20 protein-coding genes are annotated in these 23362 nt (G+C 67.3%); 10 read left to right on the top strand and 10 right to left on the bottom strand.

The genetic code is table 11. The annotated features are described in order from the left end of the window. Positions 1–211 precede the first annotated feature (211 nt). Both ACK3BB_RS15485 and ACK3BB_RS15480 read right to left on the bottom strand, forming a co-directional pair. Entirely contained in the window at positions 212–1105 is an 894-nt protein-coding gene (locus ACK3BB_RS15485; RefSeq protein WP_428925539.1) for a fructose bisphosphate aldolase, read from the bottom strand. 120 nt (positions 1106–1225) lie between these two features. Next, positions 1226–2416, bottom strand: coding sequence for a phosphoglycerate kinase (locus ACK3BB_RS15480; protein ID WP_428925538.1), 1191 nt, complete (start codon positions 2414–2416; stop codon positions 1226–1228). A gap of 126 nt (positions 2417–2542) precedes the next feature. Between ACK3BB_RS15480 and ACK3BB_RS15475 the strand changes: the two genes are divergently transcribed. Further along, positions 2543–3049, top strand: coding sequence for a peptidylprolyl isomerase (locus tag ACK3BB_RS15475; RefSeq protein ID WP_428925537.1), 507 nt, complete (start codon positions 2543–2545; stop codon positions 3047–3049). After that, entirely contained in the window at positions 3042–3590 is a 549-nt protein-coding gene (locus ACK3BB_RS15470) for a peptidylprolyl isomerase (protein ID WP_428925536.1), read from the top strand. The genes ACK3BB_RS15475 and ACK3BB_RS15470 overlap by 8 nt, the downstream gene beginning before the upstream one ends. 639 nt (positions 3591–4229) lie before the next feature. Here the strand turns inward: ACK3BB_RS15470 and ACK3BB_RS15465 are convergent. From ACK3BB_RS15465 to ACK3BB_RS15450, 4 genes are all read right to left on the bottom strand, one after another. After that, a complete protein-coding gene (locus ACK3BB_RS15465; protein WP_428925535.1) occupies positions 4230–4745 on the bottom strand; it encodes a bactofilin family protein in 516 nt (171 codons plus the stop codon). Continuing rightward, positions 4735–6063, bottom strand: coding sequence for a DUF5930 domain-containing protein (locus ACK3BB_RS15460; protein ID WP_428925534.1), 1329 nt, complete (start codon positions 6061–6063; stop codon positions 4735–4737). The genes ACK3BB_RS15465 and ACK3BB_RS15460 overlap by 11 nt, the downstream gene beginning before the upstream one ends. Before the next feature lie 197 nt (positions 6064–6260). Then, positions 6261–7085 carry a ferritin-like domain-containing protein gene (locus tag ACK3BB_RS15455; protein ID WP_428925533.1) on the bottom strand — a complete coding sequence of 275 codons (825 nt, stop codon included), beginning with the start codon at positions 7083–7085 and terminating at the stop codon, positions 6261–6263. Between the two features lie 200 nt (positions 7086–7285). Next, positions 7286–7747: a peroxiredoxin gene (locus ACK3BB_RS15450; RefSeq protein ID WP_428925532.1), complete on the bottom strand. Its 462-nt coding sequence runs from the start codon at positions 7745–7747 to the stop codon at positions 7286–7288. A gap of 401 nt (positions 7748–8148) precedes the next feature. Between ACK3BB_RS15450 and ACK3BB_RS15445 the strand changes: the two genes are divergently transcribed. The 4 genes from ACK3BB_RS15445 (at position 8149) to ACK3BB_RS15430 (ending at position 15162) form a co-directional block, all read left to right on the top strand. Beyond that, positions 8149–11745 carry a DUF3971 domain-containing protein gene (locus ACK3BB_RS15445; RefSeq protein WP_428928749.1) on the top strand — a complete coding sequence of 1199 codons (3597 nt, stop codon included), beginning with the start codon at positions 8149–8151 and terminating at the stop codon, positions 11743–11745. A 283-nt stretch (positions 11746–12028) separates the two neighbouring features. Next, the gene (queA, locus tag ACK3BB_RS15440) at positions 12029–13105 is read left to right on the top strand and encodes a tRNA preQ1(34) S-adenosylmethionine ribosyltransferase-isomerase QueA (RefSeq protein ID WP_428925531.1); all 1077 of its coding nucleotides are present in this window, start codon (positions 12029–12031) and stop codon (positions 13103–13105) included. Positions 13106–13189: 84 nt separating this feature from the next. Then, positions 13190–14467, top strand: a complete 1278-nt coding sequence (locus ACK3BB_RS15435; protein ID WP_428925530.1) for an MFS transporter — start codon at positions 13190–13192, stop codon at positions 14465–14467. A 116-nt stretch (positions 14468–14583) separates the two neighbouring features. Then, the gene (locus tag ACK3BB_RS15430) at positions 14584–15162 is read left to right on the top strand and encodes a DUF924 family protein (protein WP_428925529.1); all 579 of its coding nucleotides are present in this window, start codon (positions 14584–14586) and stop codon (positions 15160–15162) included. Positions 15163–15306: 144 nt separating this feature from the next. Here the strand turns inward: ACK3BB_RS15430 and ACK3BB_RS15425 are convergent, their stop codons facing one another. Next, positions 15307–15762, bottom strand: a complete 456-nt coding sequence (locus ACK3BB_RS15425; protein ID WP_428925528.1) for a hypothetical protein — start codon at positions 15760–15762, stop codon at positions 15307–15309. 158 nt (positions 15763–15920) lie between these two features. Between ACK3BB_RS15425 and lpdA the strand changes: the two genes are divergently transcribed. Further along, positions 15921–17315 (top strand): dihydrolipoyl dehydrogenase, encoded by a 1395-nt coding sequence (lpdA, locus tag ACK3BB_RS15420; RefSeq protein WP_428925527.1) that lies wholly within the window; start codon positions 15921–15923, stop codon positions 17313–17315. A gap of 48 nt (positions 17316–17363) precedes the next feature. Here the strand turns inward: lpdA and ACK3BB_RS15415 are convergent, their stop codons facing one another. Further along, on the bottom strand, positions 17364–17720 hold the full coding sequence (locus ACK3BB_RS15415; protein ID WP_428925526.1) for a hypothetical protein: 357 nt from the start codon (positions 17718–17720) through the stop codon (positions 17364–17366). A 254-nt stretch (positions 17721–17974) separates the two neighbouring features. Here ACK3BB_RS15415 and ACK3BB_RS15410 point away from each other — a divergent pair, with 254 nt between their 5' ends. The 3 genes from ACK3BB_RS15410 to ACK3BB_RS15400 all read left to right on the top strand — a co-directional run bounded on the left by ACK3BB_RS15410 (position 17975) and on the right by ACK3BB_RS15400 (position 22046). Next, entirely contained in the window at positions 17975–18535 is a 561-nt protein-coding gene (locus tag ACK3BB_RS15410; protein WP_428928748.1) for a methyltransferase domain-containing protein, read from the top strand. Between the two features lie 170 nt (positions 18536–18705). Further along, positions 18706–21594: an excinuclease ABC subunit UvrA gene (uvrA, locus tag ACK3BB_RS15405; RefSeq protein ID WP_428925525.1), complete on the top strand. Its 2889-nt coding sequence runs from the start codon at positions 18706–18708 to the stop codon at positions 21592–21594. 65 nt (positions 21595–21659) lie between these two features. Next, the gene (locus ACK3BB_RS15400; RefSeq protein ID WP_428925524.1) at positions 21660–22046 is read left to right on the top strand and encodes a hypothetical protein; all 387 of its coding nucleotides are present in this window, start codon (positions 21660–21662) and stop codon (positions 22044–22046) included. Positions 22047–22127: 81 nt separating this feature from the next. Here the strand turns inward: ACK3BB_RS15400 and ACK3BB_RS15395 are convergent, their stop codons facing one another. Both ACK3BB_RS15395 and ACK3BB_RS15390 read right to left on the bottom strand, forming a co-directional pair. After that, positions 22128–22505, bottom strand: coding sequence for a hypothetical protein (locus tag ACK3BB_RS15395; protein ID WP_428925523.1), 378 nt, complete (start codon positions 22503–22505; stop codon positions 22128–22130). Between the two features lie 157 nt (positions 22506–22662). Next, positions 22663–23163 (bottom strand): hypothetical protein, encoded by a 501-nt coding sequence (locus tag ACK3BB_RS15390; RefSeq protein WP_428925522.1) that lies wholly within the window; start codon positions 23161–23163, stop codon positions 22663–22665. Between the last annotated feature and the right edge of the window lie 199 nt (positions 23164–23362).

The following is a 23362-nucleotide window of genomic DNA, read 5'->3' as shown; positions in this document are numbered from 1 at the left end:
GGTGATCCGCCCTTGCCGGACGTCGCGTCGGCCCGGCCCGGTCGCAGGGTATTTGGGACCAAGAAGAAGACAGGGGGACCGGCAAGCGGACAGGGGGCAAGGATGACCGGGGAGCCAAGCAGAAGAGGGGATGCCGCGCCTGGCACCCCCTCCTGCTTCTTTCTCTTTCCAAGTATTCCCCGCCGGAGGCATGCCGCCCCCGGGGCGGCATTCAGCCCGCGACGGAGGCCGCGTGGATGGCGTCGACCGCTGCGCCGAGGGTCGTGTCGAACTCTGCATCGCTCTGCTGGGCGGACAGGCCTTCGGTCAGCGCGCGCGAGAAGCTGGCGATGATGCCGCTGTTCTCGGCCAGCTTGGCATTGGCCTCGTCGCGGGAATAGCCGCCCGACAGCGCCACGACCTTGAGCACCTTGGGGTGATCGACCAGCGCCTTGTAGGTGTTGGCCACCGTCGGCAGGGTCAGCTTGAGCATGACGACCTCGCCCTCGGGCAGGGCATCCAGCTTGGCCAGGATCTCGGTCTTCAGGATCTCTTCGGCCTCGGCCTTGTCGGCGATGGAAATCGTCACTTCCGGCTCGATGATCGGGATCAGCCCATGGCCCAGGATCTGCTGGCCGACCTCGAATTGCTGGTCGACGATGGCCTTGATGCCCGCCGGGTCGGCCGCATCGACGACGGACCGCATCTTGGTGCCGAACATGCCCTTGGCCACGGCCCGTTCCAGCACCGCGTCCAGCCCCGGCATCGGCTTCATCAGCTTCACGCCGTTCTCGGCATCGGCCAGGCCCTTGTCGACCTTGAGGAAGGGCACGACGCCGCATTCTTCCCACAGGTACTGGCCGGTCGGCGTGCCGTCGATCTCGCGGTCCATGGTCTGTTCGAACAGGATCGCGCCGACGATCTTGTCCCCGGTAAAGGCCGGCGACTTGATGATCCGTGCGCGCATCTCGTGGATCAGGTCGAACATCTCGGCATCCGAGCCATAGGCGTCTTCCTCGATGCCGTAGAGGCGCAGGGCCTTGGGGGTGGAGCCGCCGCTCTGGTCGAGCGCGGCGATGAAGCCCTGGCCTTTGGAAATCTTGTCGGTCTGGGTCGGGTTGGGCATTTTCAATGTCCGTTTTTTGTAAATGATCCGGGCGCGATCCGCGACCGCGTCCCGTGCTTAAGTCATTGAGTCAGCGTCATGCAAATAGGTTAGCGCAACCACATGACGCGCGCGCGACGTTCAGCCCCCGAGGGCGGCGACGCCGGGCAGAACCTTGCCTTCCATCCATTCCAGGAAGGCCCCCCCGGCGGTGGAGATATAGGTGAACCGCGCGGCCGCGCCGGCCTGGTTCAGCGCCGCGACGGTGTCGCCGCCACCTGCCACCGAGGTCAGCCCGCCGGCGGCCGTCAGCGCCGCGGCCTGGCTGGCGGCGGCATTGGTCGCGGTGTCGAAGGGCGGGATTTCGAAGGCGCCGAGCGGGCCGTTCCAGATCAGCGTCTTTGCCGTGTCGAGCGTGGCCGCGATGCGGGCCACGGTCTGCGGCCCGGCGTCCAGGATCATGGCATCGGACGGGCAGGCATCGGCGGCCACGGTTTCATTGTCCGCCCCGGCCTTGAACTCGCGGGCAACCACGACATCGCCGGGCAGGATGATCTCGCAGCCGGCGGCCTCGGCCTTGGCCATGATCTCGGAGGCGGTGGCCGTCATGTCATGTTCGGCCAGCGACTTGCCCACGTCGATGCCCTGGGCGGCCAGGAAGGTATTGGCCATGCCCCCGCCGATCACCAGGTGATCGACCTTGCCCACCAGGTTGCCCAGCAGGTCCAGCTTGGTCGACACCTTGGCCCCGCCGACCACGGCCACCACCGGGCGCACCGGATCGCCAAGCGCGGTTTCCAGCGCGGACAGCTCGGCCTGCATCAGTCGGCCGGCACAGGCGGGCAGCAGCCGGGCCAGGGCCTCGGTCGAGGCATGGGCCCGGTGGGCGGCCGAGAAGGCATCGTTGCAATAGATGTCGCCGAGCGCCGCGAAATCGGCGGCCAGGTCGGGGTCGTTCTTTTCCTCGCCCGGGTAGAACCGGGTGTTTTCCAGCAGCACCACGCCACCGGGCGCCACGCCGTCGATGGCCGCCGCCGCCGCGGGGCCACGGCAATCGGCGGCAAAGGTCACGGGCAGGCCGCAGGCGGCCTCCAGCGCCGGCACGACGGGGCGCAGCGACATCTCGGGCACGTGCTGGCCCTTGGGTCGGCCGAAATGGGCCAGCAGCACCGGCGTGCCCCCGGCGGCGACGATATCCTTCAGCGTCGGCACGATGCGGTCGATCCGGGTGGCATCGCTCACGCGGCCGCCGTCCATGGGCACGTTGAGATCCACGCGGGTCAGCACGCGCTTGCCTGCCAGATCCATGTCGTCGAGGGTTTTCCAGGCCATGGGGGGCTCCTCCGGTCACGTTTGGTCAGGCGTTTGTTCTCCGGTTCGGCCCTGTCGGTCAATGCCCGGCTTGGCAATCGGCCGCCCGGCGCTTAGGTATCGATCCGACTGTGACAGGAGAGACCCATGGCCGAGATCAAGGATCCGGAGAACACCATCATCATCGAGCTCAAGGGCGGCAACGTCGTCATCGAGCTTCTGCCCGACGTGGCGCCCGAGCATTCGGCGCGCATGAAGGAACTGGCCCGGGGCGGCCAGTACGACAATGTCTGCTTTCACCGCGTGATCGACGGCTTCATGGCCCAGACCGGCGACGTGCAGCACGGCGACATGGAAGACGGGTTCAACATCCGCATGGCCGGCACCGGCGGATCCGACCTGCCCGACCTGCCGGCCGAATTCTCGCGCCTGCCGCATGACCGGGGCACCCTCGGCGCGGCGCGCTCGCAGAACCCGAACTCGGCCAACAGCCAGTTCTTCATCAACTTCAAGGACAACCATTTCCTCAACGGCCAGTACACCGTCTATGGCCGGGTCATCGAGGGCATGGAACATGTCGACGCCATCGTGCGGGGCGAGCCGCCTGCGACCCCCGACCGGATGATCAGCGTCAAGGTGGCCGCAGATGCGTAAGCTGGCGCTGGCCCTGGCGGTGCTGGCGGCCGGCCCGGCCGCGGCGACCGACCTGCAGATCGAAATCGGGGGCGAGGCCAATGGCACCGTGACCGTCGAGCTTTTCGACGACGTGGCCCCCGGTCACGTCGAGCGGATCACCACGCTGGCCAATGAAGGCGCCTATGACGGGGTCTACTTTCACCGGGTGATCGACGGGTTCATGGCCCAGACCGGTGACGTGGAATTCGCCAAGGAAGGCCAGGACATGCGCATGGCCGGGCGGGGCGGATCGTCCTACCCCGATCTCAAGGCCGAATTCTCGGACCAGAGCTTTGATCGCGGTGTGCTGGGCATGGCCCGGTCGCAGAACCCCGACAGCGCCAACAGCCAGTTCTTCATCATGTTCGAACCGGCGCCGCATCTGAACGGCCAGTACACGGTTGTCGGCAAGGTGACCGACGGCATGGACGTGATCGACGCCATCAAGCGCGGCACCGGGCCCAACGGCGCCGTCGTAGGCGAACCTGACCGCATGGTCAGCGTGACCGTCGTCGAGTGATCTGACCAACCGGCAGGGGCGCGGCCACAGCCGGCCGCGCCCCTGCCGTTCCTGCCGGTCCGGTGGCCCCTGCGCCCTTTCGGGGTGATGGCCCGCCGGCGCATGCAACATCCCCCAGGTTGATCGCCCACCGGCACAGGCTTGACGCCGGATTGTCGCCCGGCGAGTGGTTGCAAGCCCCCGGACAGACGCCCTGCGCGCTTGCAACAGCCGGGGCAGATGTCGTGCCAGTTCGGCAGCCCCCTGACAGATCTCCTGCAGTTGAATGCCCCCCGGACCGCTGTGCTGTCGGTGCTGCACGGCCATGGGCAGATGCCGTGGCGATGCCATGTATCACGGGGCCGAAAGAGCGGGCGCATGCGCAATGCGGGGCTGGTCGAGCGACGGCGCCGGCACAGCCCCGGACCATCGGCGTGCCGGCCCGGCATGGGCCTTTGCAGGCGGGCAGGGCGCCGGTGGTGTATTTCCCAAACACAGCAGAGACCGTCAGACACACCGGTCCCGCAGGCCGTGCGACCGATGCCTGCCCGGCATGCGCCTATTGCTGCCGGCTGTCCGGTGGCCGACCCGCGAAACGCAACGGGGCGCCGCGGCCCGTTGGCCGGCGGCGCCCCGCAAGGCAATCGTTGGTGAGGGGCCTCAGCCTTCGGCGGCCGGGGCTGCTGCGGCCGGTGCCGCGCCGGCGGGCTTGCGGCCCTGGCTCAGCGGATCGTCCTGGCGCTGGACCGAGCCCTCGAAATGGGCGCCGCTCTCGATGGCGATGGTCTTGTGGATGATGTCACCCTCGACCCGGGCGGTGGCCGTCAGGCGGACCTTCAGGCCCCGGACGCGGCCGACGATGCGGCCGTTGACGACGACGTCGTCGGCGGTGACCTCACCCTTGATCGTCGCGGTCTCGCCGATGGTCAGCAGATGCGCGCGGATGTCACCTTCGACGGTGCCTTCGACCTGGATGTCGCCGCTGGTCTTGATGTTGCCGGTGATGTGCAGGTCCGAGGACAGGACCGAGGCCGGCGGCTTGGCCTTGGGCGGCGAGGAGGGCTTGTAATCGGTCTGACGCGGGGCCGACGGCATTTCCGGCGCAGCCGCGGGCGCGGGCTTGTCGCCTTCGGAGCCCTTCGGGCCGGGCTCGTTGATCTTGCTCTTAGAAAACATTTTTCGCAGCCTTGATGTAGGTCATGGGATTGACGGGAGATCCGTTGACACGGACTTCGTAATGCAGATGCACGCCCGTCACACGTCCGGAAGCTCCCATATCACCAATCCGGTCCCCGCGCGAGACCCTTTGCCCGACCTTCACGCGGATTTTGGACATATGCGCATAGCGCGTCTCGATGCCGAAATCATGGCGGATGGTGACCAGCCGGCCATAGCCCGATTGCCAGCCGGCATGGACGACAACGCCCTCGCCGGTGGAATAGATCGGCGTGCCCGTCGAGGCCGCGAAATCGACGCCCATGTGCATGCGCCGGCCGCCGGTCTTGGGATCGCGGCGATAGCCGTAGCCGCTGGTGAAGCGGAAGGCATCCTTGACCGGGGTGGCAAAGGGCGCCTTGGACGCCGCGATGCGGTAGAGGTTCAGCGTGTCCATGTGCTGCAGCGCGCGGTTGGCGCGGATCTCGTCGGGGCCGGGCTCTTCGCCCCGGGTCGAGAAGCTGAGCGGGGTCAGCGGCCCGCCCTGGCCGGAATAGCCCCGGCGCACCTGTTCGATCAGCCGCTCGGGGGGCAGGCCGGCCGAGCGGAACATCTTGTCCAGCGGCTCGACCGAGACCTGCATGGCCTCTTCGATCTGGCGGAAGATCATGTCGTTGCGGTCCTGGATCAGGTCCAGCTCGCGTTCCAGGTCGTCGGCCCGGGTCAGGGCCTGGGCCGCATCGGCGCGGATCTGGTCGCGCTCGCGGGCGGTGCGTTCCAGCGCCTCGGCCAGGATCTCGGTCGGCGCGCTGTTGCCCTGGGCCGCGGCGGGCGCGCGCGGGTCGTCGGCCATCTCGGCCTCCAGCGCGGCAACCTGGTCGCGGGCGCTCTCGCGGGCCTTCATCGTGTCGCGCAGGGTCGACTGGATGACCTCGATGCCGGTTTCCAGCTCCATCCGCCGGGTCTCCGAGCTGAGCAGCTCGGATTGCATCGACGAGATCTGCGTCAGGGCGGCGTTGAACCGCTCCTGGGCCGCGACGGCTTCCTCGGCCCGGGCATCGCGCTGCCCGGCCAGGGCATCCAGCCGCTCGCGGTAGGTTTCCAGATCCCGCTTGGCCTGTTCGCGGTAGCTGCCGGAGCCGATGCTGTCCATGACCACGATCGCTGTCGCCAGGATCGCCCAGCACACCACCACGCCACCGACCGTATAGGCGGCCAGCTGCGTGACAGGGCGAAGGCGAATGAAGCGGGTGTCCGTATCAGATTTCAGAAAGACGCGCCGTTCCGGGAACCAAGGCTCCACGACACGGTTTATCTTTACAGCAAAACGCTTTTGCACGCTGTTCGTTCCTGTCCCATCCCCGTGTGGCGCACCGCCCCGTGGGGTGGCCTCGCCATGGGCAGGGTGCATACAAGCCTCGTGGCAAGCGGGCAACATTATTGTGTTATTTGTCAGCTAACCTGCGGGGAAATGCCGGCTGACCGGCAAGATATTGCCGGTCTTACCCTGCGTCTCACAGCATATGGATGCGATTCTCAGCGGAAACTGGGCGGAATCTCGTCTGCAAGGGGCCAGTAGAAATCGGGCGGGAGCCCGGCCTCGCCGCGTTTTTCCTCGTTGAAAGGTGGTTTGAGGGCGCCGTGGAAGTACTGGCGGACGAGGTCATGAAAGGCCACCTTGGGGTCGAGATTGTCGCGGCCGCACAGGAAATGGAACCATTTTGCCCCGTAGGCCACGTGGCCGACTTCCTCGGAATAGATGATCTTCAGGGCCTCGACCGCATGGTCGATATTTGCCTTTTCGAAAATGGTGATCATGCCGGGGGTGACATCCAGGCCCCGGGCTTCGAGCACCATGGGCACGACGGCCAGCCGGCCGGGCAGGTCGGTGGCGGTGTCCTCGGCGGCGCGCCACATGCCGGCATGGGCGGGCAGGGCGCCGTAATGGCTGCCCAGGTCTTCGAGGCAGTCGCACATCAGGTTGAAATGCTTCGATTCCTCGTCGGCCGCCCGGACCCAGTCGTCATAAAAGCCGGGAGGCATGGGCACATGGCCGAAGCGCGCGATGATGTCCCAGTGCAGGTCGACGGCGTTGAGTTCGATGTGGGCCACGGCATGCAGCAGCGCGATGCGCCCGGCGGGGCTGCCGGGCTTGCGCTTGGGCACGTCCCGTGGATCGCGCAGCTCGGGCGTGGCGGGGCGGGCGGGCTGCATCGGCGGGCGGGCCTCGCCGACCTCGGGCATGTCACCGGCCGCGCGGGCGGCAAACCATTCGGCCGCATAGCGCCGCGACAGGGCGGTCTTGGCCCGTCCGTCGGCGGTGGTCAGAACATCGGTGGCAAGTTCGGCAAGCGGGCGCATCTGGGTCTCTGTCTGGTCGTGAAGGGCCGGGCGCCCTCTTCTGGGCCGTTCCGCCGCGTGGTGCAAGTTGCGGCGGGTATTTAGGACCAAGAAGAAGACAAGGGCGCGCGCTCCTGTCTTCTTCTTGGTGAAAATACCGCTACGGTGTCATTCGCCAGACGGGCGACGCCGGGCAGGGGCGCCGCGCCGGCCAGGGCCTGTCAGAGCGCGCGGACGGCGGCGAGCACGTCATCCACGTGGCCGGGCACCTTGACCTTGCGCCAGATGCGCGCGATTTGGCCCTGGGCGTCGATCAGGACGGTCGTGCGTTCGATGCCCATGAAGATCTTGCCGTACATCTTCTTTTCCTTCCAGACTCCGTAGTCCTCGCAGGTCGTGCCGGTTTCGTCCGAGACCATGATCGTCTTGAGCCCGTGCTTGGCGACGAACTTGTCGTGGCTGGCCACGCTGTCCTTCGAAATCCCCACCACTTGCGCGCCGGCTTCGGCAAAGTCCTGCAATGCTTCGGAAAACCCGATGGATTCCTTCGTGCAACCCGAGGTATCATCGCGCGGGTAGAAAAACAGCACGACGGCCGAGCCGCGCAGGTCGCTCAGGCGCAGCGTCTCGCCGCCGTCGCGGGGCAGGGTGAAATCGGGTGCGGTGTCTTGCGCGTCCAGCATTGGGGGCCTCCGGGGTCTGGTGCAGCCGTCAGGTCCAACGGCCGGGCGGAGATTAGAGCAGGTCAGGCCGGTGTAAAGGTATCCGGTGCCAGGAGACATGCGCAGCCGGCCCCGGTGGGGCCGTGGATGGGATGACGTCCCTTGGTGGGCAATGGGACAACGACCCTTGGGGGTCAATTGGGACGGCCCGATATGGGGTCAGATTGCGCGGCCCGGCGGGGAGCGGTTTGAAACGCCCGGCGGGGGATCAGGTCAAGACGGCCCTTTGGGGGAACGTTGAAAACGCCCGTTCGGGGAACAGTTCAAGGCGCCCCTTCGGGGACTAGGTCAAGACGCCCCTTCGGGGCGGTGGAAAGTTCAAGACGCCCCTTTGGGGCGATGGAAAAGGATCGCCATTGGCGGTGGACAGCCACGAGCCCCCGACCCCGGACAACCGGGCCGAGAGCCGCGCGCCGCAAGGCGCGGGCGGGGCGGAGCCGTGTGACGGGTCGCAGGCCGTGGGAGAGGGGCCGGCCGGGGAAGGCGTCCGCGCCGCCGGCCGCCGGCCGTTCCGCAATTGCCGGGCCCGGCCGTCGCTCTGGCGGCGGCTGCTCTGGCGCCAGACCTGCCGGCTGACCCTGCTGGGCGGGCTGGTCGCCCTGATGGCCGTCATGTTCGCCGGCCAGACCCTGACCGCCCCCGACTGGCTGCGCCATGTCGTGTCCGACCGCGTGGAGCGCGCGCTGGACGACACCGACCTGAAGGGCGCCCAGGTCGCGTTTGCCGAGATGCACCTGGTCATCCGCAAGGGCTGGCGCCCGCGGGTCGGGGTCAGCGACCTGCGCATCGCCAATGCCGATGGCCAGGTCCTGCTGGACCTGTCGCGGGCCGAGGCCAGCCTGGCCATGCGCCCGTTGCTGCGCGGCCAGGTCAACCCCAAGAAGATCACCCTGACCGGCGCCCGGGCCGTCTTTCGCCGGGCCGCAGACGGGGCCGTGGCGCTGGATTTCGGCGACAGCGGCGAGGTGGTCGAAGAGGCCGAAAGCCTGCCCGGCCTGATCCAGGGCTGGGAGGACCGGCTGACCGCCGAGCCGCTGACCGCCCTGACCGAATTCGAACTGTCCCAGCTGACCCTGCGCTACGACGACGCCCTGTCGGGCCGCAGCTGGACCATCGACGACGGCCGGCTGCTGCTGGAACGCCATGGCGACCGTCTCAGCCTGTCGGCCGGGCTGAACCTGTTGTCGGGCCGGGACGAGGCCGCGCGGGTCGAGGCCAGCTATGACAGTTCCATCCGATCGCGGGCGGCGACCTTCGGCATCCAGGTCACCGACGTGGCCGCCGAGGACATTGCCATGCAAAGCGCCGCGCTCGGCTGGCTGGAACCCCTGCGCGCGCCGATCTCGGGGGCATTGCGCGGGGGCATCGGCGAGGGCGGCGAGATGCTGCCGGTCAGCGCCACGCTGGGCATCGGCGAAGGCGTGCTGCAACCGACCGAGGCGACCCGGCCGATCCCCTTCCACGGCGCGCGCAGCTATTTCACCTTTGACCCGGCCAATGACCAGCTGACCTTTCAGGAGCTGTCCTTTGACAGCGCCTGGGGCAGCGGATCGGTCGAGGGCCGGGCCTGGATCGAGGGGCTGGAGGAAGGCCGGCTGGACGCGCTGACCGGCCAGTTCGCCGTGGGCGCCCTGACGCTGAACCCGGCCGATGTCTATCCCGCGCCGCTGGAACTGACCGGGGCCCATGCCGAGTTCCGTCTGCGCCTGCATCCGTTCGACCTGACCCTGGGCGAGGCGCTGATCCACGACGGGGACAACCCGGTGCGTCTGGATGGCCGGCTGCGGGCCACGCCGCTGGGCTGGCGCTATGCGATCAACGGGCGCATCGGCGAGATCGAGGCCGCCCGCCTGCTCGAGATCTGGCCCCAGGCCGCGCTGGCCAAGCCGCGGATCTGGGTCAATCGCAACGTTCATGCCGGGCGGCTGCTGGATGTCGACTGGGCCGTGCGCGGCCGGCCGGGCCAGGCCGAGCCCGATGTCTATGCCGATTTCGAATTCGAAGGCGGCGAGGTCGAATTCTCGCCCAACCTGCCACCGCTGACCGGGCTGGCCGGCCAGGCCAGCTTTGCGTCCAACCGGCTGGTCGCCACGGCGACCCAAGGCCAGGTCATGGCCGATGCGGGCGGCGCGCTGGACGTGGCGGGCACGGCGTTCATCGTGCCCGACGTGGCCGTCAAGCCGGGCACGCCGGCCATCGTGCGGGTCCAGGGCCGGGGCACGCCGACGGCCGTGTTGTCGCTGCTCGACCGGCCGCCGCTGAGCGTGCTGTCGAAATCCGACCTGCCGGTCGACCTGGCCCGGGGCAGCGTCGAACTGGCCGGCACGCTGGCCCTGCCGATGCAGGAGGTCATCACCCTGGCCGACATGCAATACCATGCCAGCGGCACGATACGCGACGTGACCAGCGAGGTGCTGGTCCCGGGTCACCCGCTGAGCGCCGAGGCGCTGGAGGTCTTTGTCGACAATGACGGCGTGCGGATCGGCGGAGAAGGCGAGATCAGCGGCATCCCGGCCAGCTTTACCTGGACCCAGGCCCTGGGCGTGCCGGGCGCGGGCAGCCGGGTGACCGGCCGGGCGCCGCTGACGCCCGAGGCCGTGCGGATCTTTCGGCTGGGCCTGCCCGAGGGCATGGTCAGCGGCCGGGCCATGGCCGACCTGGCCGTCGACCTGGGCGGCGGCCAGCCGCCGCGGCTGTCGGTGCAATCGGATCTCGACGGGCTGGGGCTGAGCGTGCCGTCGCTGGGCTGGTCGATGTCGCGCGGGGCCACCGGCCGGCTGAAGGTGGCCGCCACGCTGGGCAGCGCGCCCCGGGTCGACATCCTGTCGCTGACCGGCGGCGGGCTGGCGCTGAGCGGGCGGGTGACGACCAAGGCCGGGGGCCAGTTCGACCAGGCGATCTTTGACAGCCTGCGCATCGGCGACTGGCTGAATGTCTCGGCCACCCTGACCGGCCGCGGCGCGGGCCGCAGCCCGGCGGTACGCATCAATTCCGGCAGCCTCGACCTGGGCGGGGCGACCTTCGGCAAGGACGAGGGCACGGCCAACGGCGACAGCCCGCCGCTCTCGGTTTCGCTGGACCGGTTGCAGATCGCCAGGGGCCTGGCCCTGACCGGGCTCCAGGCCCAGCTGACCACGGCGGGCGGGCTGGCCGGCACCTTTACGGGGCAGATGAACGGCGGCACGGCCCTGTCGGGCAAGATCGTGCCCGAGGCCGGGCGCAACGCCTTCCAGGTCACCTCGGCCGATGCCGGGGGCATCTTCCGCGACGCCGGTATCCTGAAACAGGCGCGGGGCGGGGCGCTGAACCTGATCCTGCGCCCGGCGCCCGAGACCGGCAGCTATGACGGCACCCTGCGCGTGACCAACACCAGCGTGCATGAAGGCAGCGGCATCGGGGCCATTCTCAATGCCATCAGCCTGGTCGGGCTGATCGACGAGTTGGCCGGCAACGGCATCACGTTCTCCGAAGTCGATGCCAGCTTTCGCCTGTCGCCCAGCCGCCTGACCCTGCTGAGCGCCTCGGCCATCGGCCCGTCGATCGGGCTGTCGCTGGACGGGATCTATGACCTGGCCAGCGCCACGCTCGACATGCAGGGCGTGCTGTCGCCGCTCTATGCGCTCAACGCCATCGGCAGCGTGCTGACCCGCAAGGGCGAAGGGCTGATCGGGGTGAATTTCGATCTGAGCGGCCCGGCCTCGGCGCCGCGCATTTCGGTCAACCCGCTGTCGGCCCTGGCCCCGGGGTTCCTGCGCGAGCTGTTCCGCGATCCGGCCCCGACCGTCAGCAAGAGCCGCACCGATGGAGACCTGTCGGGCGGGGCGGCTGGACAGGAGGCGGGCCAGGAACCGGGGCAGGGCGCGGCCAGTCCCGATCCGTCCACCCCCGCACCGCTGCGCGTGGCGCCCGAACCCCAGCGCGGGTCGCGGATCAAACCGCTGAGCGGGTCGGAACGCTAGGCCCCGGCCGGGCCGGCACGTGGCCCGGGCCGATGATCCCATGCGCGGTCTGAGGACCGATTTCATGCCCGATCCCCTGCTCAGTGACATGCCCGGCCCATGTCCCTGTGACATGTCGGGTCTCTTGCCCGTCCCGCGTTCGTCTCTTGTCCGGGTCATTGGCCCCGTCACATGTCCGGTCCTGGCCCTTTGCCCCAAGACTTCACCCCGTGGCCCCGTGTCTTGACCCCGCGGCCCGATGGGGGATTGCAATTCCCGCCGATCCCGCGCATGGGGCGCGGCCATGAAACTCAGCGATTTCGATTTCGACCTGCCCGACGACCTGATTGCCACGCGGCCCGCCCGGCCGCGGTCTTCGGCACGTCTGCTGGTGGCCGAGGGCCGGGACATCCGCGATGCCCGTGTCTTCGATCTGCCCGACATGCTGCGCCCGGGCGACCGGCTGGTGCTGAACGATACCCGGGTCATTCCCGCGCGCCTGTCGGGCCTGCGCCGCCGCGACACCGCCCAGGGCCCGACCGAGGCCCGGATCGAGGCCACGCTGCTGGGCCCGCGGGCCGATGGCACCTGGGCCGCGCTGATCAAGCCGCTCAAGAAGCTCAAACAGGGTGAGACCGTCGATTTCGGCGCCGGGCTGACGGCCGTGCTGGAGGGCGTGGCCGATGGCCAGGGGCACCTGCGCTTTGGCCTCGTCGGGGACGATTTCGATGCCGCGCTGGCCCGTGCCGGGGCCATGCCCCTGCCGCCCTACATCGCTGCCCGCCGGCCGGCCGATGCCCGCGACCGCGAGGATTACCAGACCATCTGGGCCGAACATTCCGGCGCCGTTGCCGCGCCCACGGCCTCGCTGCATTTCGACGATGCGTTGATGCAGGCCCTGGCCGCCCGGGGCGTGGACTTCACCCGCGTCACCCTGCATGTGGGCGCCGGCACCTTCCTGCCGGTCAAGGTGGACGATATCCGAGATCACAAGATGCATGCCGAATGGGGCCGTGTCTCGGACCAGGCCGCGGCCGAGATCGCCGCCACCCGGGCCGCCGGCGGCCGGGTCATTCCCGTCGGCACCACCGCCCTGCGCCTGATCGAGACCGCCGCCCGCGAGACCGGGGCCATCGCGCCCTGGCAGGGCGAGACCGACATCTTCATCCACCCCGGTTTCCGCTTCAACGTGACCGATGCGCTGATGACCAATTTCCACCTGCCGAAATCGACGCTGATGATGCTGGTCTCGGCGCTGTTGGGGGTCGACGAGATCCGCGCGGTCTATGCCCATGCCCTGGCTGCGAAATACCGCTTCTTTTCCTATGGCGATGCCTCGCTGTTGATCCCGGCGCCCACACATGCGTCAAAAGCGACCTGACCCCGGTCGCGTCTGACCCCGACGTGACGGGGGCGAATCGCCCAGACCGGGCAGGACGGAACGAATGACGAAGGAGATCCGCAGATGATGCAGGTTCTTTCCAGCACTTGGGCGCTGATGCTCGGCATGATGCTTCTGATGGTCGGCAACGGCATCCAATCCACCCTGCTGGGCGTGCGCGGCGGCATCGAGAGCTTTTCGACGCTTGAGATGTCCTTTGTCATGGCCGGGTATTTCGTCGGTTTCCTCGGCGGGTCGCGGCTGGCTCCCGAGATGATCCGCCGGGTCGGCCACGTGCGGGTCTTTGCCGCGCTGGCCTCGCTGATCTCGGCGGTGATGATCCTCTACCCCTATCCGATCTTCACCAATCCCATCGCCTGGACGATCGGCCGCTGCATCGTGGGCTTTTGTTTCTCGGGCGTCTACGTCACCGCCGAAAGCTGGCTGAACAACCAGTCGACCAACGAGAACCGCGGCCAGGCCCTGTCGCTTTACATGATCGTCCAGACCCTGGGCATCGTCGGCGCCCAGGCTGCCCTGCTGATCGGCGATCCGGCGGGGTTCGAGGTCTTCATCATCGCCTCGGTTCTGGTGTCGATCTCCTTCGCGCCGATCCTTCTGTCGGTCACGCCGACCCCGGCCTATGAAACCTCAAAGCCGATGACCCTGCGCCAGCTCTTCGAAAGCTCGCCGCTGGGCTGTGTCGGCATCTTTCTGCTGGGCGGGGTCTATTCCGGGCTCTTCGGCATGAGCGCGGTCTATGGCGCGGCGATCGGCCTGACGCTGGTGCAGATCTCGACCTTCGTGGCGACCTTCTACATCGGGGCCATGCTGCTGCAATATCCCATCGGCTGGATGTCCGACCGGATCGACCGGCGCTTCCTGATCATGGTCACCGGCCTGATCGGCGGGGTGGCGGCCATTGTCGGCATGTGGGCTGACGAAGGCTTCTGGATCCTGCTGGGCGCGGCCTTTGTCGTCGGTGGCATGACCAACCCGCTCTATTCGCTGCTGCTGGCCCATACCAACGACCATATCGAATACGAGGACATGCCCGCCGCGTCCGGCGGCCTGATCTTCATCAACGGGCTGGGCGCGATTGCCGGGCCGCTGATCACCGGCTGGCTGATGGGCCCCAACGTGGTCGGGCCGTCGGGCTTCTTCCTGTTCATCGGCGCGCTTCTGCTGTGTGTCGCGGCCTATGCGGCCTATCGGTCGACCCGTCGTCCGGCCGTTCCGGTTGAGGATACCGGCGCCTATGCCGCCGTGACCCAGACCCTGACCCCGGTGGCCATGGAAGTTGCACAGGAAATGGTCATCGAGGCCGAGCAGGACGGCGACGAGCCCGAGCAGGCGGCCTGAGGCGAGCGGAAACCGGCGATATGTCACCGAGGTTGCAAATCGTGACTGTTCGCCGGGCCCTGCACGTCGTTAACTGATTCTAGGAACCGTGAGCGCGAATACGGAGGAACATCGCGATGGTGGGTGCGGAAGAGGTCCTGGCCTTCTGGCTGGACGAAGTCGGCGAAGACGGCTGGTACAAGCAGGACGAGGCTCTGGATGCGCAGGTGCGCGACCGGTTCGGCGCGGCCTGGCAGGCGGCCTCGGAAGGGTCGTATTCGCTGTGGCTGACCTATCCCAGCGGGGCGCTGGCCTATATCATCCTGACTGACCAGTTCCCGCGCAACATGTTCCGCGGCGATGGCCGGGCCTTTGCCACCGACCGCGCGGCGCTGGCCGCGGCCAAGGTGGCCATTCACAAGGGCTGGGATTTCAAGATCGACGAACCGGCGCGCCAGTTCTTCTACCTGCCGCTGATGCATTCCGAGAGCCTGTGCGACCAGGAACGCTGTGTCCGGCTGATGGCCGATCGCATGCCCGAGACCGGCGCGCCGAACCTGCTGCATGCCCGCGCCCATCGCGAGGTCATCCGCCAGTTCGGCCGGTTCCCCTATCGCAATGAGGCGCTCGAACGCTCGACCACGGCGAACGAAGACGCCTATGTCAGCGCCGGCGGCTACGGCCAGACCGTGCGCGAGCTTCAGGCCGCAGGCTGAGTTTCTCTCCCGGGGCCGGCCACCCAGCCGCCCCGGTGCCCTTTGCCTGCTGCTGTTCCGGGGCGTGTAGGGCGGGGCTCGCCCCGCCGCCCCGGCCACTCTCCAGGCGGCTAATGAATATCGCCGCCGGCCGCTTCCCGCAGGCTACTGCGTCCCGGCGCCGTCGGGTATCTCCGTCCCGGCCGTCAGCGCCCCGCGCATCATGTGCAGTCCCAGCCGCATCAGGTCCAGCATGTCCTGCCGCGGATCGCCCGACAGGCTTTCCGGCAATTCTCCGAATTCGGCCACCCGCGCCTCGATCCCGTCGATCCGCCCCTGGATCTCGTCCAGCCGCGCCCGCGTCGCCGCCAGCGCCGCATCGGCCTGGTCGGTGGCCCCGGTGGCCAGGCTGTCCAGGTCGCCGCGCAGCCCGGCCACGTCTTCGCGCAACCCCTCCAGCTCGATCGTCACGGGCTCGATCCGTGCCACCGCGTCCGAGGCCCGCTCGACCACCCGTTCGGCGCTGCGGCTGACCTGCAGCGCCAGGAACAGGCACAGCGCGACGAGGATCAGCGTCGCATTCAGCAAGGCCAGCACCAGATCCTTGAGAACTTTACCCATTGGCTTACCTCCGGCATTGTCGAAACCAGCATCCGTCGCCACTGTGACGGGGTCAAGACGGCCCGCGCCGCAATTGTCGTGGGCTGCGCCATTGAAGGCTCGGGAATAATAGTTTAACGCTAAACTAATTTCCAGGCGCCGGGTCAGGAGGACAGGACATGGCCGAGAAATCCTATGACGTCATCGTAATCGGGGCCGGGCCGGGGGGCTATGTCGCCGCCATCCGGGCCGCCCAGCTGGGTCTGAAAACGGCCATCGTGGAACGCGAGCACATGGGCGGGATCTGCCTGAACTGGGGCTGCATTCCGACCAAGGCCCTGCTGCGCTCGGCCGAGGTCTTCCACCTGATGGAACGGGCCAAGGACTTTGGCCTGTCGGCCGACAAGATCGGCTATGACATCGACGCCGTGATCAAGCGCTCGCGCGGGGTGGCCAAGCAGCTGTCCGGCGGCGTGGCCCACCTGATCAAGAAGAACAAGGTCGACGCCATCATGGGCGAGGCGAAACTGGCCGGAAAGGGCCAGGTGAGCGTGACCACCGACAAGGGCACCGAGACCCTGAAGGCCGCCAACATCATCCTGGCCACCGGCGCCCGCGCCCGCGAACTGCCCGGGCTCGAGGCCGATGGCGACCTGGTCTGGACCTACAAGCACGCGCTGATGCCGCCGCGCATGCCCAAGAAGCTGCTGGTCATCGGGTCGGGAGCGATCGGCATCGAATTTGCCAGCTTCTACAACACCCTGGGCGCCGACACGACGGTGGTCGAAGTGATGGACCGGATCCTGCCGGTCGAAGATGCCGAGATCTCGGCCTTCGCCAAGAAGCAATTCGTCAAGCAGGGCATGAAGATCATGGAAAAGACCATGGTCAAGCAGCTCGACCGGGCCAAGGGCAAGGTCACGGCCCATATCGAAACCGGCGGCAAGGTCGAGAAACACGATTTCGACACGGTCATCTCGGCCGTGGGCATCGTCGGCAATGTCGAAGGCCTGGGCCTGGAGGACGCCGGCATCAAGGTCGACCGCACCCATGTGGTGACCGATGAATATTGCCGCACCGGGGTCGAGGGCGTCTATGCCATCGGCGATATCGCCGGCGCGCCCTGGCTGGCCCACAAGGCCAGCCACGAAGGCGTCATGGTGGCCGAGCTGATCGCCGGCCAGCATCCGCACCCGGTCAAACCCGAATCCATCGCCGGCTGCACCTATTGCCAGCCCCAGGTGGCTTCGGTCGGCTATACCGAGGCCAAGGCCAAGGAACTGGGCTACGACATCAAGGTCGGCCGCTTCCCCTTCATCGGCAACGGCAAGGCCATTGCCCTGGGCGAGCCCGAAGGCATGATCAAGACCGTTTTCGATGCGAAAACGGGCGAGCTGCTGGGGGCGCACATGGTCGGGGCCGAGGTGACGGAACTGATCCAGGGCTACGTTGTCGGCCGCCAGCTGGAAACGACCGAGGAAGACCTGATGCACACGGTCTTCCCGCACCCGACCCTGTCGGAAATGATGCACGAAAGCGTGCTGGACGCCTACGGCCGGGCGATCCACTTCTGATCGCTCGCGCCCGCCCCGGCCCATCCTGCGGCCGGGGCGGGGCGGATCCTAAAGCTCGTAGGGCGTCCCGTCGATGATCAGCCGGGCCGCCCGCATCCGCCAGGCCGTGTCCTGCGCCTGGTGCCCCTGAACGGTCAACTCCATCCCCGGATGCAGCGCCAGTCCGATCGGCTGGTCATTGGCATTGGCTGGCGGTGTCGGGAAATCCACCGTCCATTCCTGGCCTCCGGCCGTGACAATCAGAACATTGGTGTCGCCCCGAGCCTCGACCCGGTCGAGAAAGCCGGTGATCTCGGTCATCCCGTTGTCCAGCCGCCGACTGCCATCGGCCCGCGCCAGGGCGGGCAAGGCAAGGGCGGGCAGGGCGGCAAGTGCGCTGGCAAGAAGGTCTCGGCGGGTCGGCATGGCGGGGCTCCGTCTGGGTCGTGTCGTCCACAGCTTAGCCGGTCCTGCCGTGGTGAACAGAGGCCCGGCGCTGCGCTTTGGCGGATGCGGCAGATTTGCGCTGCGCGCAACGCCTGCGGCGGCGGTATTTTTACCAAGAAGAAGACAGGAGCGCGCGCCCTTGTCTTCTTCTTGGTCTCAAGTACCCGGCGCAACCTCGGGGCCAGCGCATGGCCCGGGTAGACGCGCCCCGCCGGATGCGTTTTCCTGCCGCCATGGTCAGCCTCAATCGCGTCGTCATGCAGAAATCGAGCCGCGCGCTCATCAAGGCCCTGGGCCCCGAGCGGCTGGACGTGGCCGAAGTCTCGGGCAAATGGGGGCGCAGCTTTGCCTTCCGGTCCTATCGCCAGTTCCTCTATCCCGAATGGGACATCTGCGCCGGGCCTTATGCGCCGGATGGCCAGCCGCTGAAAGTCGACCTGGTGCTGGCCAACCAGGTCTGGGAGCATCTCGACCGGCCCTATGCCGCCACGAAGAACGTGCGCAAGATGCTGCGCAAGGGCGGGCATTTCTGGGTCGCCGTGCCCTTCTTCGTGCCGTTCCACGCCGCGCCGATGGACAATTCGCGCTGGTCCGCCCGCGGGCTGAAGAACCTTCTGATCGAAGCCGGCTTTGCCGAAGACGCCATCCAGGCCGATCAATGGGGCAATCGCAACGCCGCCCTGCGCAACCTGGACCCAGGCAAATGGCCGCCCGATTACGACGCGGACCGCGATTCGCTGGACAACGATCCCGAGATGCCGATCTGCGCCTGGGCCCTGGCGCAAAAGACCTGAGGCCGGGGGCTGGCACCCACGCCGCGATGCCCTATATCGGCCAAGGCCCGCTGGGGTGATGCGGCCGGGGGCAGGGTGATGCGCCTTGTCGGAAGTTTACCTTTTGTTCTCAGTTTCCGCTTGGCCCCGGCCCGGCGATCGCCTACCTTTGCGCCATTGAGGGACCTGCCATGCCTGACCAGAAATTCATCGAAGTCCGCGGTGCGCGTGAACACAACCTGAAGTCCATCGACGTGGACATCCCCCGTGACGAGCTTGTCGTCATCACCGGCCTGTCCGGCTCGGGGAAATCGTCGCTGGCCTTCGACACGATCTATGCCGAGGGCCAGCGCCGCTATGTCGAATCGCTCTCGGCCTATGCCCGGCAGTTCCTCGACATGATGGAAAAGCCCGATGTCGATCACATCTCGGGCCTCAGCCCGGCGATTTCCATCGAGCAAAAGACCACGTCCAAGAACCCCCGGTCGACCGTCGGCACCGTCACCGAGATCTACGACTACCTGCGCCTGCTCTTCGCCCGTGCCGGCACGCCCTACAGCCCGACCACCGGCCTGCCCATCGAGGCGCAGCAGGTCCAGGACATGGTCGACCGCATCATGGCCATGGAGGAGGGCACCCGCGCCTACTTGCTGGCCCCCATCGTGCGCGACCGCAAGGGCGAGTACCGCAAGGAAATGCTGGAACTGCGCAAGCAGGGGTTCCAGCGGATCAAGGTCGACGGCACCTTCTACGAGCTCGACGAGCCGCCCACGCTGGACAAGAAATTCCGCCATGACATCGACGTGGTCGTCGACCGCATCGTCGTGCGCGAGGGCATCGAACAGCGGCTGGCGGACAGCCTGCGCACTGCGCTCGACCTCGCCAGTGGTATCGCCATCCTGGAAACCGCGCCCGCCGCCCGCGAGGCCGACTCGCAAGAGACGGACGAGCCTGTCCGCGTCACCTTTTCCGAGAATTTTGCCTGCCCGGTCTCGGGCTTCACCATCCCGGAAATCGAACCGCGCCTGTTTTCCTTCAACGCCCCCTTCGGCGCCTGCCCGGATTGCGACGGCCTGGGGATGGAGCTTTTCTTCGACGAACGGCTTGTTGTCCCCGATGTCACCCTGAAAATCGCCGATGGCGCCCTGGCCCCCTGGCGCAAGGGCAAGTCGCCCTATTTCCTCCAGACCATCGAAGCCATCGCCAAGCATTATGAGTTCAACAAGAACGACCGCTGGAAGGACCTTCCGGCCCATGTCCAGCAGGTCTTTCTGCATGGCTCCGGCGACGAGGAAATCCAGTTCCGCTATGACGAGGGTGGTCGGGTCTACCAGGTTGAGCGGGTCTTCGAAGGCGTCATTCCCAACATGGAACGCCGCTACCGCGAGACCGATTCAAACTGGATCCGCGAGGAATTCGAGCGCTACCAGAACAATCGCCCCTGCGGCACCTGCCATGGCTACCGCCTGCGCGAGGAAGCGCTGGCCGTCAAGATTGCGGACCTCCACATCGGCCAGGTTGTCCAGATGTCGATCCGCGAGGCCTATGACTGGACCCTTTCGGTTCCCGAGAGCCTGACCGCCCAGAAGAACGAGATCGCCCGCGCCATCCTCAAGGAAATCCGCGAGCGGCTGGGGTTCCTCAACAACGTGGGCCTCGAATACCTCACGCTGTCGCGCAACGCCGGCACCCTGTCGGGCGGCGAAAGCCAGCGCATCCGTCTGGCTTCCCAGATCGGGTCGGGCCTGACCGGCGTGCTCTACGTGCTCGACGAGCCGTCGATCGGCCTGCACCAGCGCGACAACGACCGGCTGCTCCAGACGCTCAAGAACCTGCGGGACCAGGGAAACACGGTCATCGTTGTCGAACATGACGAGGAAGCCATTCGCGAGGCCGATTACGTCTTTGACATCGGCCCCGGTGCCGGCGTGCATGGCGGCCAGGTCGTGGCCAAGGGCACACCCGCCGAAATCACCGCCGACCCGAATTCGGTGACCGGCCAATACCTTGCCGGCACGCGCGAGATCGCCGTGCCCGCCGAACGGCGCAAGGGGAAGAAGGGCAAGAAGAAGCTGACCGTGGTCAAGGCCACGGGCAACAACCTGCAAAACGTCACCGTCGATTTCCCGCTGGGCAAGTTCGTCTGCGTCACCGGCGTGTCGGGCGGGGGCAAATCGACCCTGACCATCGAAACCCTGTTCAAGACCGCCTCGATGCGCCTGAACGGGGCCCGCCAGACGCCCGCGCCCTGCGAGACGATCAAGGGGCTGGAACACCTCGACAAGGTCATCGACATCGACCAGCGGCCCATCGGCCGGACCCCCCGGTCGAACCCGGCGACCTATACCGGGGCCTTTACGCCCATTCGCGACTGGTTTGCCGGCCTGCCCGAGGCCAAGACCCGGGGCTACAAGCCCGGGCGGTTCAGCTTCAACGTCAAGGGTGGGCGCTGCGAGGCCTGCCAGGGTGACGGCGTCATCAAGATCGAGATGCACTTCCTCCCCGATGTCTATGTCACCTGCGAAACCTGCCAGGGCGCGCGCTACAATCGCGAGACGCTCGAGGTCACGTTCAAGGGCAAGTCCATCGCCGATGTGCTCGACATGACCGTCGAGGATGCCCAGGGTTTCTTTCAGGCCGTGCCGTCGATCCGCGACAAGATGGATGCGCTGATGCGCGTGGGTCTCGGCTATATCAAGGTTGGCCAGCAGGCCACGACGCTGTCGGGCGGCGAGGCACAGCGGGTCAAGCTGGCCAAGGAGCTGTCCAAGCGATCCACCGGGCGCACGCTTTACATCCTCGACGAGCCGACAACGGGTCTGCATTTCGAGGACGTGCGCAAGCTGTTGGAAGTGCTGCATGAACTGGTCGACCAGGGGAACACGGTCGTGGTGATCGAGCACAATCTCGACGTGGTGAAAACCGCAGACTGGCTGATCGACATCGGCCCCGAAGGCGGCGATGGCGGCGGGACGGTGGTGGCCACGGGCACGCCCGAACAGGTGGCAGAGGTCGAGGCCAGCCACACCGGCCGGTATCTCAAGCCCATGCTGAACCCCAAGCGCGTTGCCGCCGAATAGGCGCCGCACTTCCGCCCGAATGATCCCCCAGGCTCCGGCGTGACCACACGACCGGAGCTTTTGCCTTGCCTGCCGTCCTTGCCCGTCCTGCCGCCCTGTTGGCCATCCTCGCCGCGCTGGCCCCGGCCGCGCCCTTGCGCGCGGGGCAGCCGCTGCACGAAAGCCTCGTGGAATGTTCGGTGCTCATCGATCTTCTGCTGGGCGAGCAGAGCTTTGTGCCGGGCGAGAACGAGATGATCGATCTCTATGTTGCCGGTTCGGCCTTGATGATGGCCGAGGCCACGCGCCGCAGCTCGCCGGCCTATGTGCGCGACATGGCGACCACCAAGCGCAGCCTCTGGCACGACCGCTGGGATGCGGGCGATTGGGACAACCCGGCCAACCGGGAGGAGCTTGTCGAGTGGTGGACCTATTGCTTCAAGCTGGCCGACCATCTCGACCTAAAACTGTGACCGGCAGATCATGCCAAAACGCCGGACCCATCGGGCCCGGCGTTTTGCGGTCCGTCCGTCGGGCGATGACCCGGCGGTCCGTCAGTTCAGGATGTCGGCCACGGCACCGACAAGGTTCAGCACTTCGCGCGTGTCCTTGTTGATGCGATAGACATAATTCCCGGCGGTCACGTAATAGCCGTTGTTCAGCCCGTAATTGCCGGGATTCCGGATATAGGTGTAATCGTTGATGTACTGGCCGGGGTTGTATTTCTTGGCCTGGCCCGGCGGCACGCAGGGCGGGTTTTTCTTGGCCAGCCCGGGCGGGCAGCTTGCGGTCGGGGTGACCTGCACCACGTTGCCCTTTGACTTGTGGCTGTTGCCATGGCCGTTGCCCTTGCCGTTCCCGTTGTTGGCCAGCGCGGCCCCGGCGGTCAGGCTCATCGAGCCGGCGAGCAGGGCGATCAGGATCGGTTTCATGTTGTGGCCTTTCGCTTGGGTCGTCGTCGCACAGCGTGGCGCGACCTTCCTGAGCTCTCAACCCCCGGATGCGCGGTCGGGTTCCATTGGGCGGAATGCGGGCGGGCGGGGCCGGTGCGATCGGCCGGTTTCCGCCCGCGCCGGGGCTGGCGGGTGATCAGTTGAGGATATCGGCGATGGCGCCGACGAGGTTGAGCACCTTCTGGGTGTCCGGGTCGATGCGATAGACGTAATCGCCCTGGGTCACGTAGCGGCCCGTGGGCACCAGCCCGTAACGGCCCGGATCGCGCACCATCGGGGCGGGGCCGGAGATCTTCTGGCCCGGGGCGTAATGGGCCGGGGCCGGTTTGGCCGGCTGCGGCGGGGCCTTGGCCTGTTGCTGCTGGTGCTGGTGCTGGGGTTGCTGTTTCGGGGGCGTCTTGTCCTGGGCATGGCCCTGTTGCTGGTCCGGCTGTTGCTGGCCGGGGGCCTGTTTGCCGGGTTGCTGCTGGTTGCCCTGTTGTTGCTGGTGCCCCTTGTCCGGCCCCTGTTGGCCGCATTGCGCCTGTTGGCCCTTGCCGCAGGCCTGTTGCGGCTGGCCGCCCTGAGGTTGGGCCATCGCGACGGTGCTGCCAAGGGTGAGGCCGGCGGCCAGCAGGGCGATTGTCAGCGGTTTCATTTCGGGCTCCTTCATGTCTGCTCGCGGAGGGTGGTCCATCCGTCAGGGCTGATACGAAGGGGCGCGGGGGCTTCCGTCGGTGGGGCGTCGGGGCGGCGGGCAAACCGGAGGGTTTCCGCCGATCGGGTGGGGCGGTGAGCGCCCGGGGTGGCGACCGACGGCGCGGGCTGCACCGTCGGGTTGGGATACTTGGAAAGAG

Origin of the sequence: Marinibacterium sp. SX1 (assembly GCF_050389775.1) — a bacterium.
In the GTDB taxonomy this organism is placed as follows: Bacteria; Pseudomonadota; Alphaproteobacteria; order Rhodobacterales; family Rhodobacteraceae; genus Marinibacterium.
Note: the sequence above shows the minus strand (reverse complement) of the source record. Positions and strands in the feature narration are given on the sequence as shown.

Bases quoted from the DNA above. Each gene is read 5' to 3' on its own strand.
- ACK3BB_RS15470 (WP_428925536.1), top strand. From the start codon at position 3,042: ATGCGTAAGCTGGCGCTGGCCCTGGCGGTGCTGGCGGCCGGCCCGGCC.
- ACK3BB_RS15415 (WP_428925526.1), bottom strand. From the start codon at position 17,720: ATGCCGACCCGCCGAGACCTTCTTGCCAGCGCACTTGCCGCCCTGCCC.
- uvrA (WP_428925525.1), top strand. From the start codon at position 18,706: ATGCCTGACCAGAAATTCATCGAAGTCCGCGGTGCGCGTGAACACAAC.
- ACK3BB_RS15485 (WP_428925539.1), bottom strand. From the start codon at position 1,105: ATGCCCAACCCGACCCAGACCGACAAGATTTCCAAAGGCCAGGGCTTC.
- ACK3BB_RS15455 (WP_428925533.1), bottom strand. From the start codon at position 7,085: ATGCGCCCGCTTGCCGAACTTGCCACCGATGTTCTGACCACCGCCGAC.
- ACK3BB_RS15430 (WP_428925529.1), top strand. From the start codon at position 14,584: ATGGTGGGTGCGGAAGAGGTCCTGGCCTTCTGGCTGGACGAAGTCGGC.
- ACK3BB_RS15450 (WP_428925532.1), bottom strand. From the start codon at position 7,747: ATGCTGGACGCGCAAGACACCGCACCCGATTTCACCCTGCCCCGCGAC.
- ACK3BB_RS15395 (WP_428925523.1), bottom strand. From the start codon at position 22,505: ATGAAACCGATCCTGATCGCCCTGCTCGCCGGCTCGATGAGCCTGACC.
- ACK3BB_RS15475 (WP_428925537.1), top strand. From the start codon at position 2,543: ATGGCCGAGATCAAGGATCCGGAGAACACCATCATCATCGAGCTCAAG.
- ACK3BB_RS15425 (WP_428925528.1), bottom strand. From the start codon at position 15,762: ATGGGTAAAGTTCTCAAGGATCTGGTGCTGGCCTTGCTGAATGCGACG.
- ACK3BB_RS15435 (WP_428925530.1), top strand. From the start codon at position 13,190: ATGATGCAGGTTCTTTCCAGCACTTGGGCGCTGATGCTCGGCATGATG.
- ACK3BB_RS15410 (WP_428928748.1), top strand. From the start codon at position 17,975: ATGGTCAGCCTCAATCGCGTCGTCATGCAGAAATCGAGCCGCGCGCTC.
- queA (WP_428925531.1), top strand. From the start codon at position 12,029: ATGAAACTCAGCGATTTCGATTTCGACCTGCCCGACGACCTGATTGCC.
- ACK3BB_RS15480 (WP_428925538.1), bottom strand. From the start codon at position 2,416: ATGGCCTGGAAAACCCTCGACGACATGGATCTGGCAGGCAAGCGCGTG.
- ACK3BB_RS15465 (WP_428925535.1), bottom strand. From the start codon at position 4,745: ATGTTTTCTAAGAGCAAGATCAACGAGCCCGGCCCGAAGGGCTCCGAA.
- lpdA (WP_428925527.1), top strand. From the start codon at position 15,921: ATGGCCGAGAAATCCTATGACGTCATCGTAATCGGGGCCGGGCCGGGG.
- ACK3BB_RS15390 (WP_428925522.1), bottom strand. From the start codon at position 23,163: ATGAAACCGCTGACAATCGCCCTGCTGGCCGCCGGCCTCACCCTTGGC.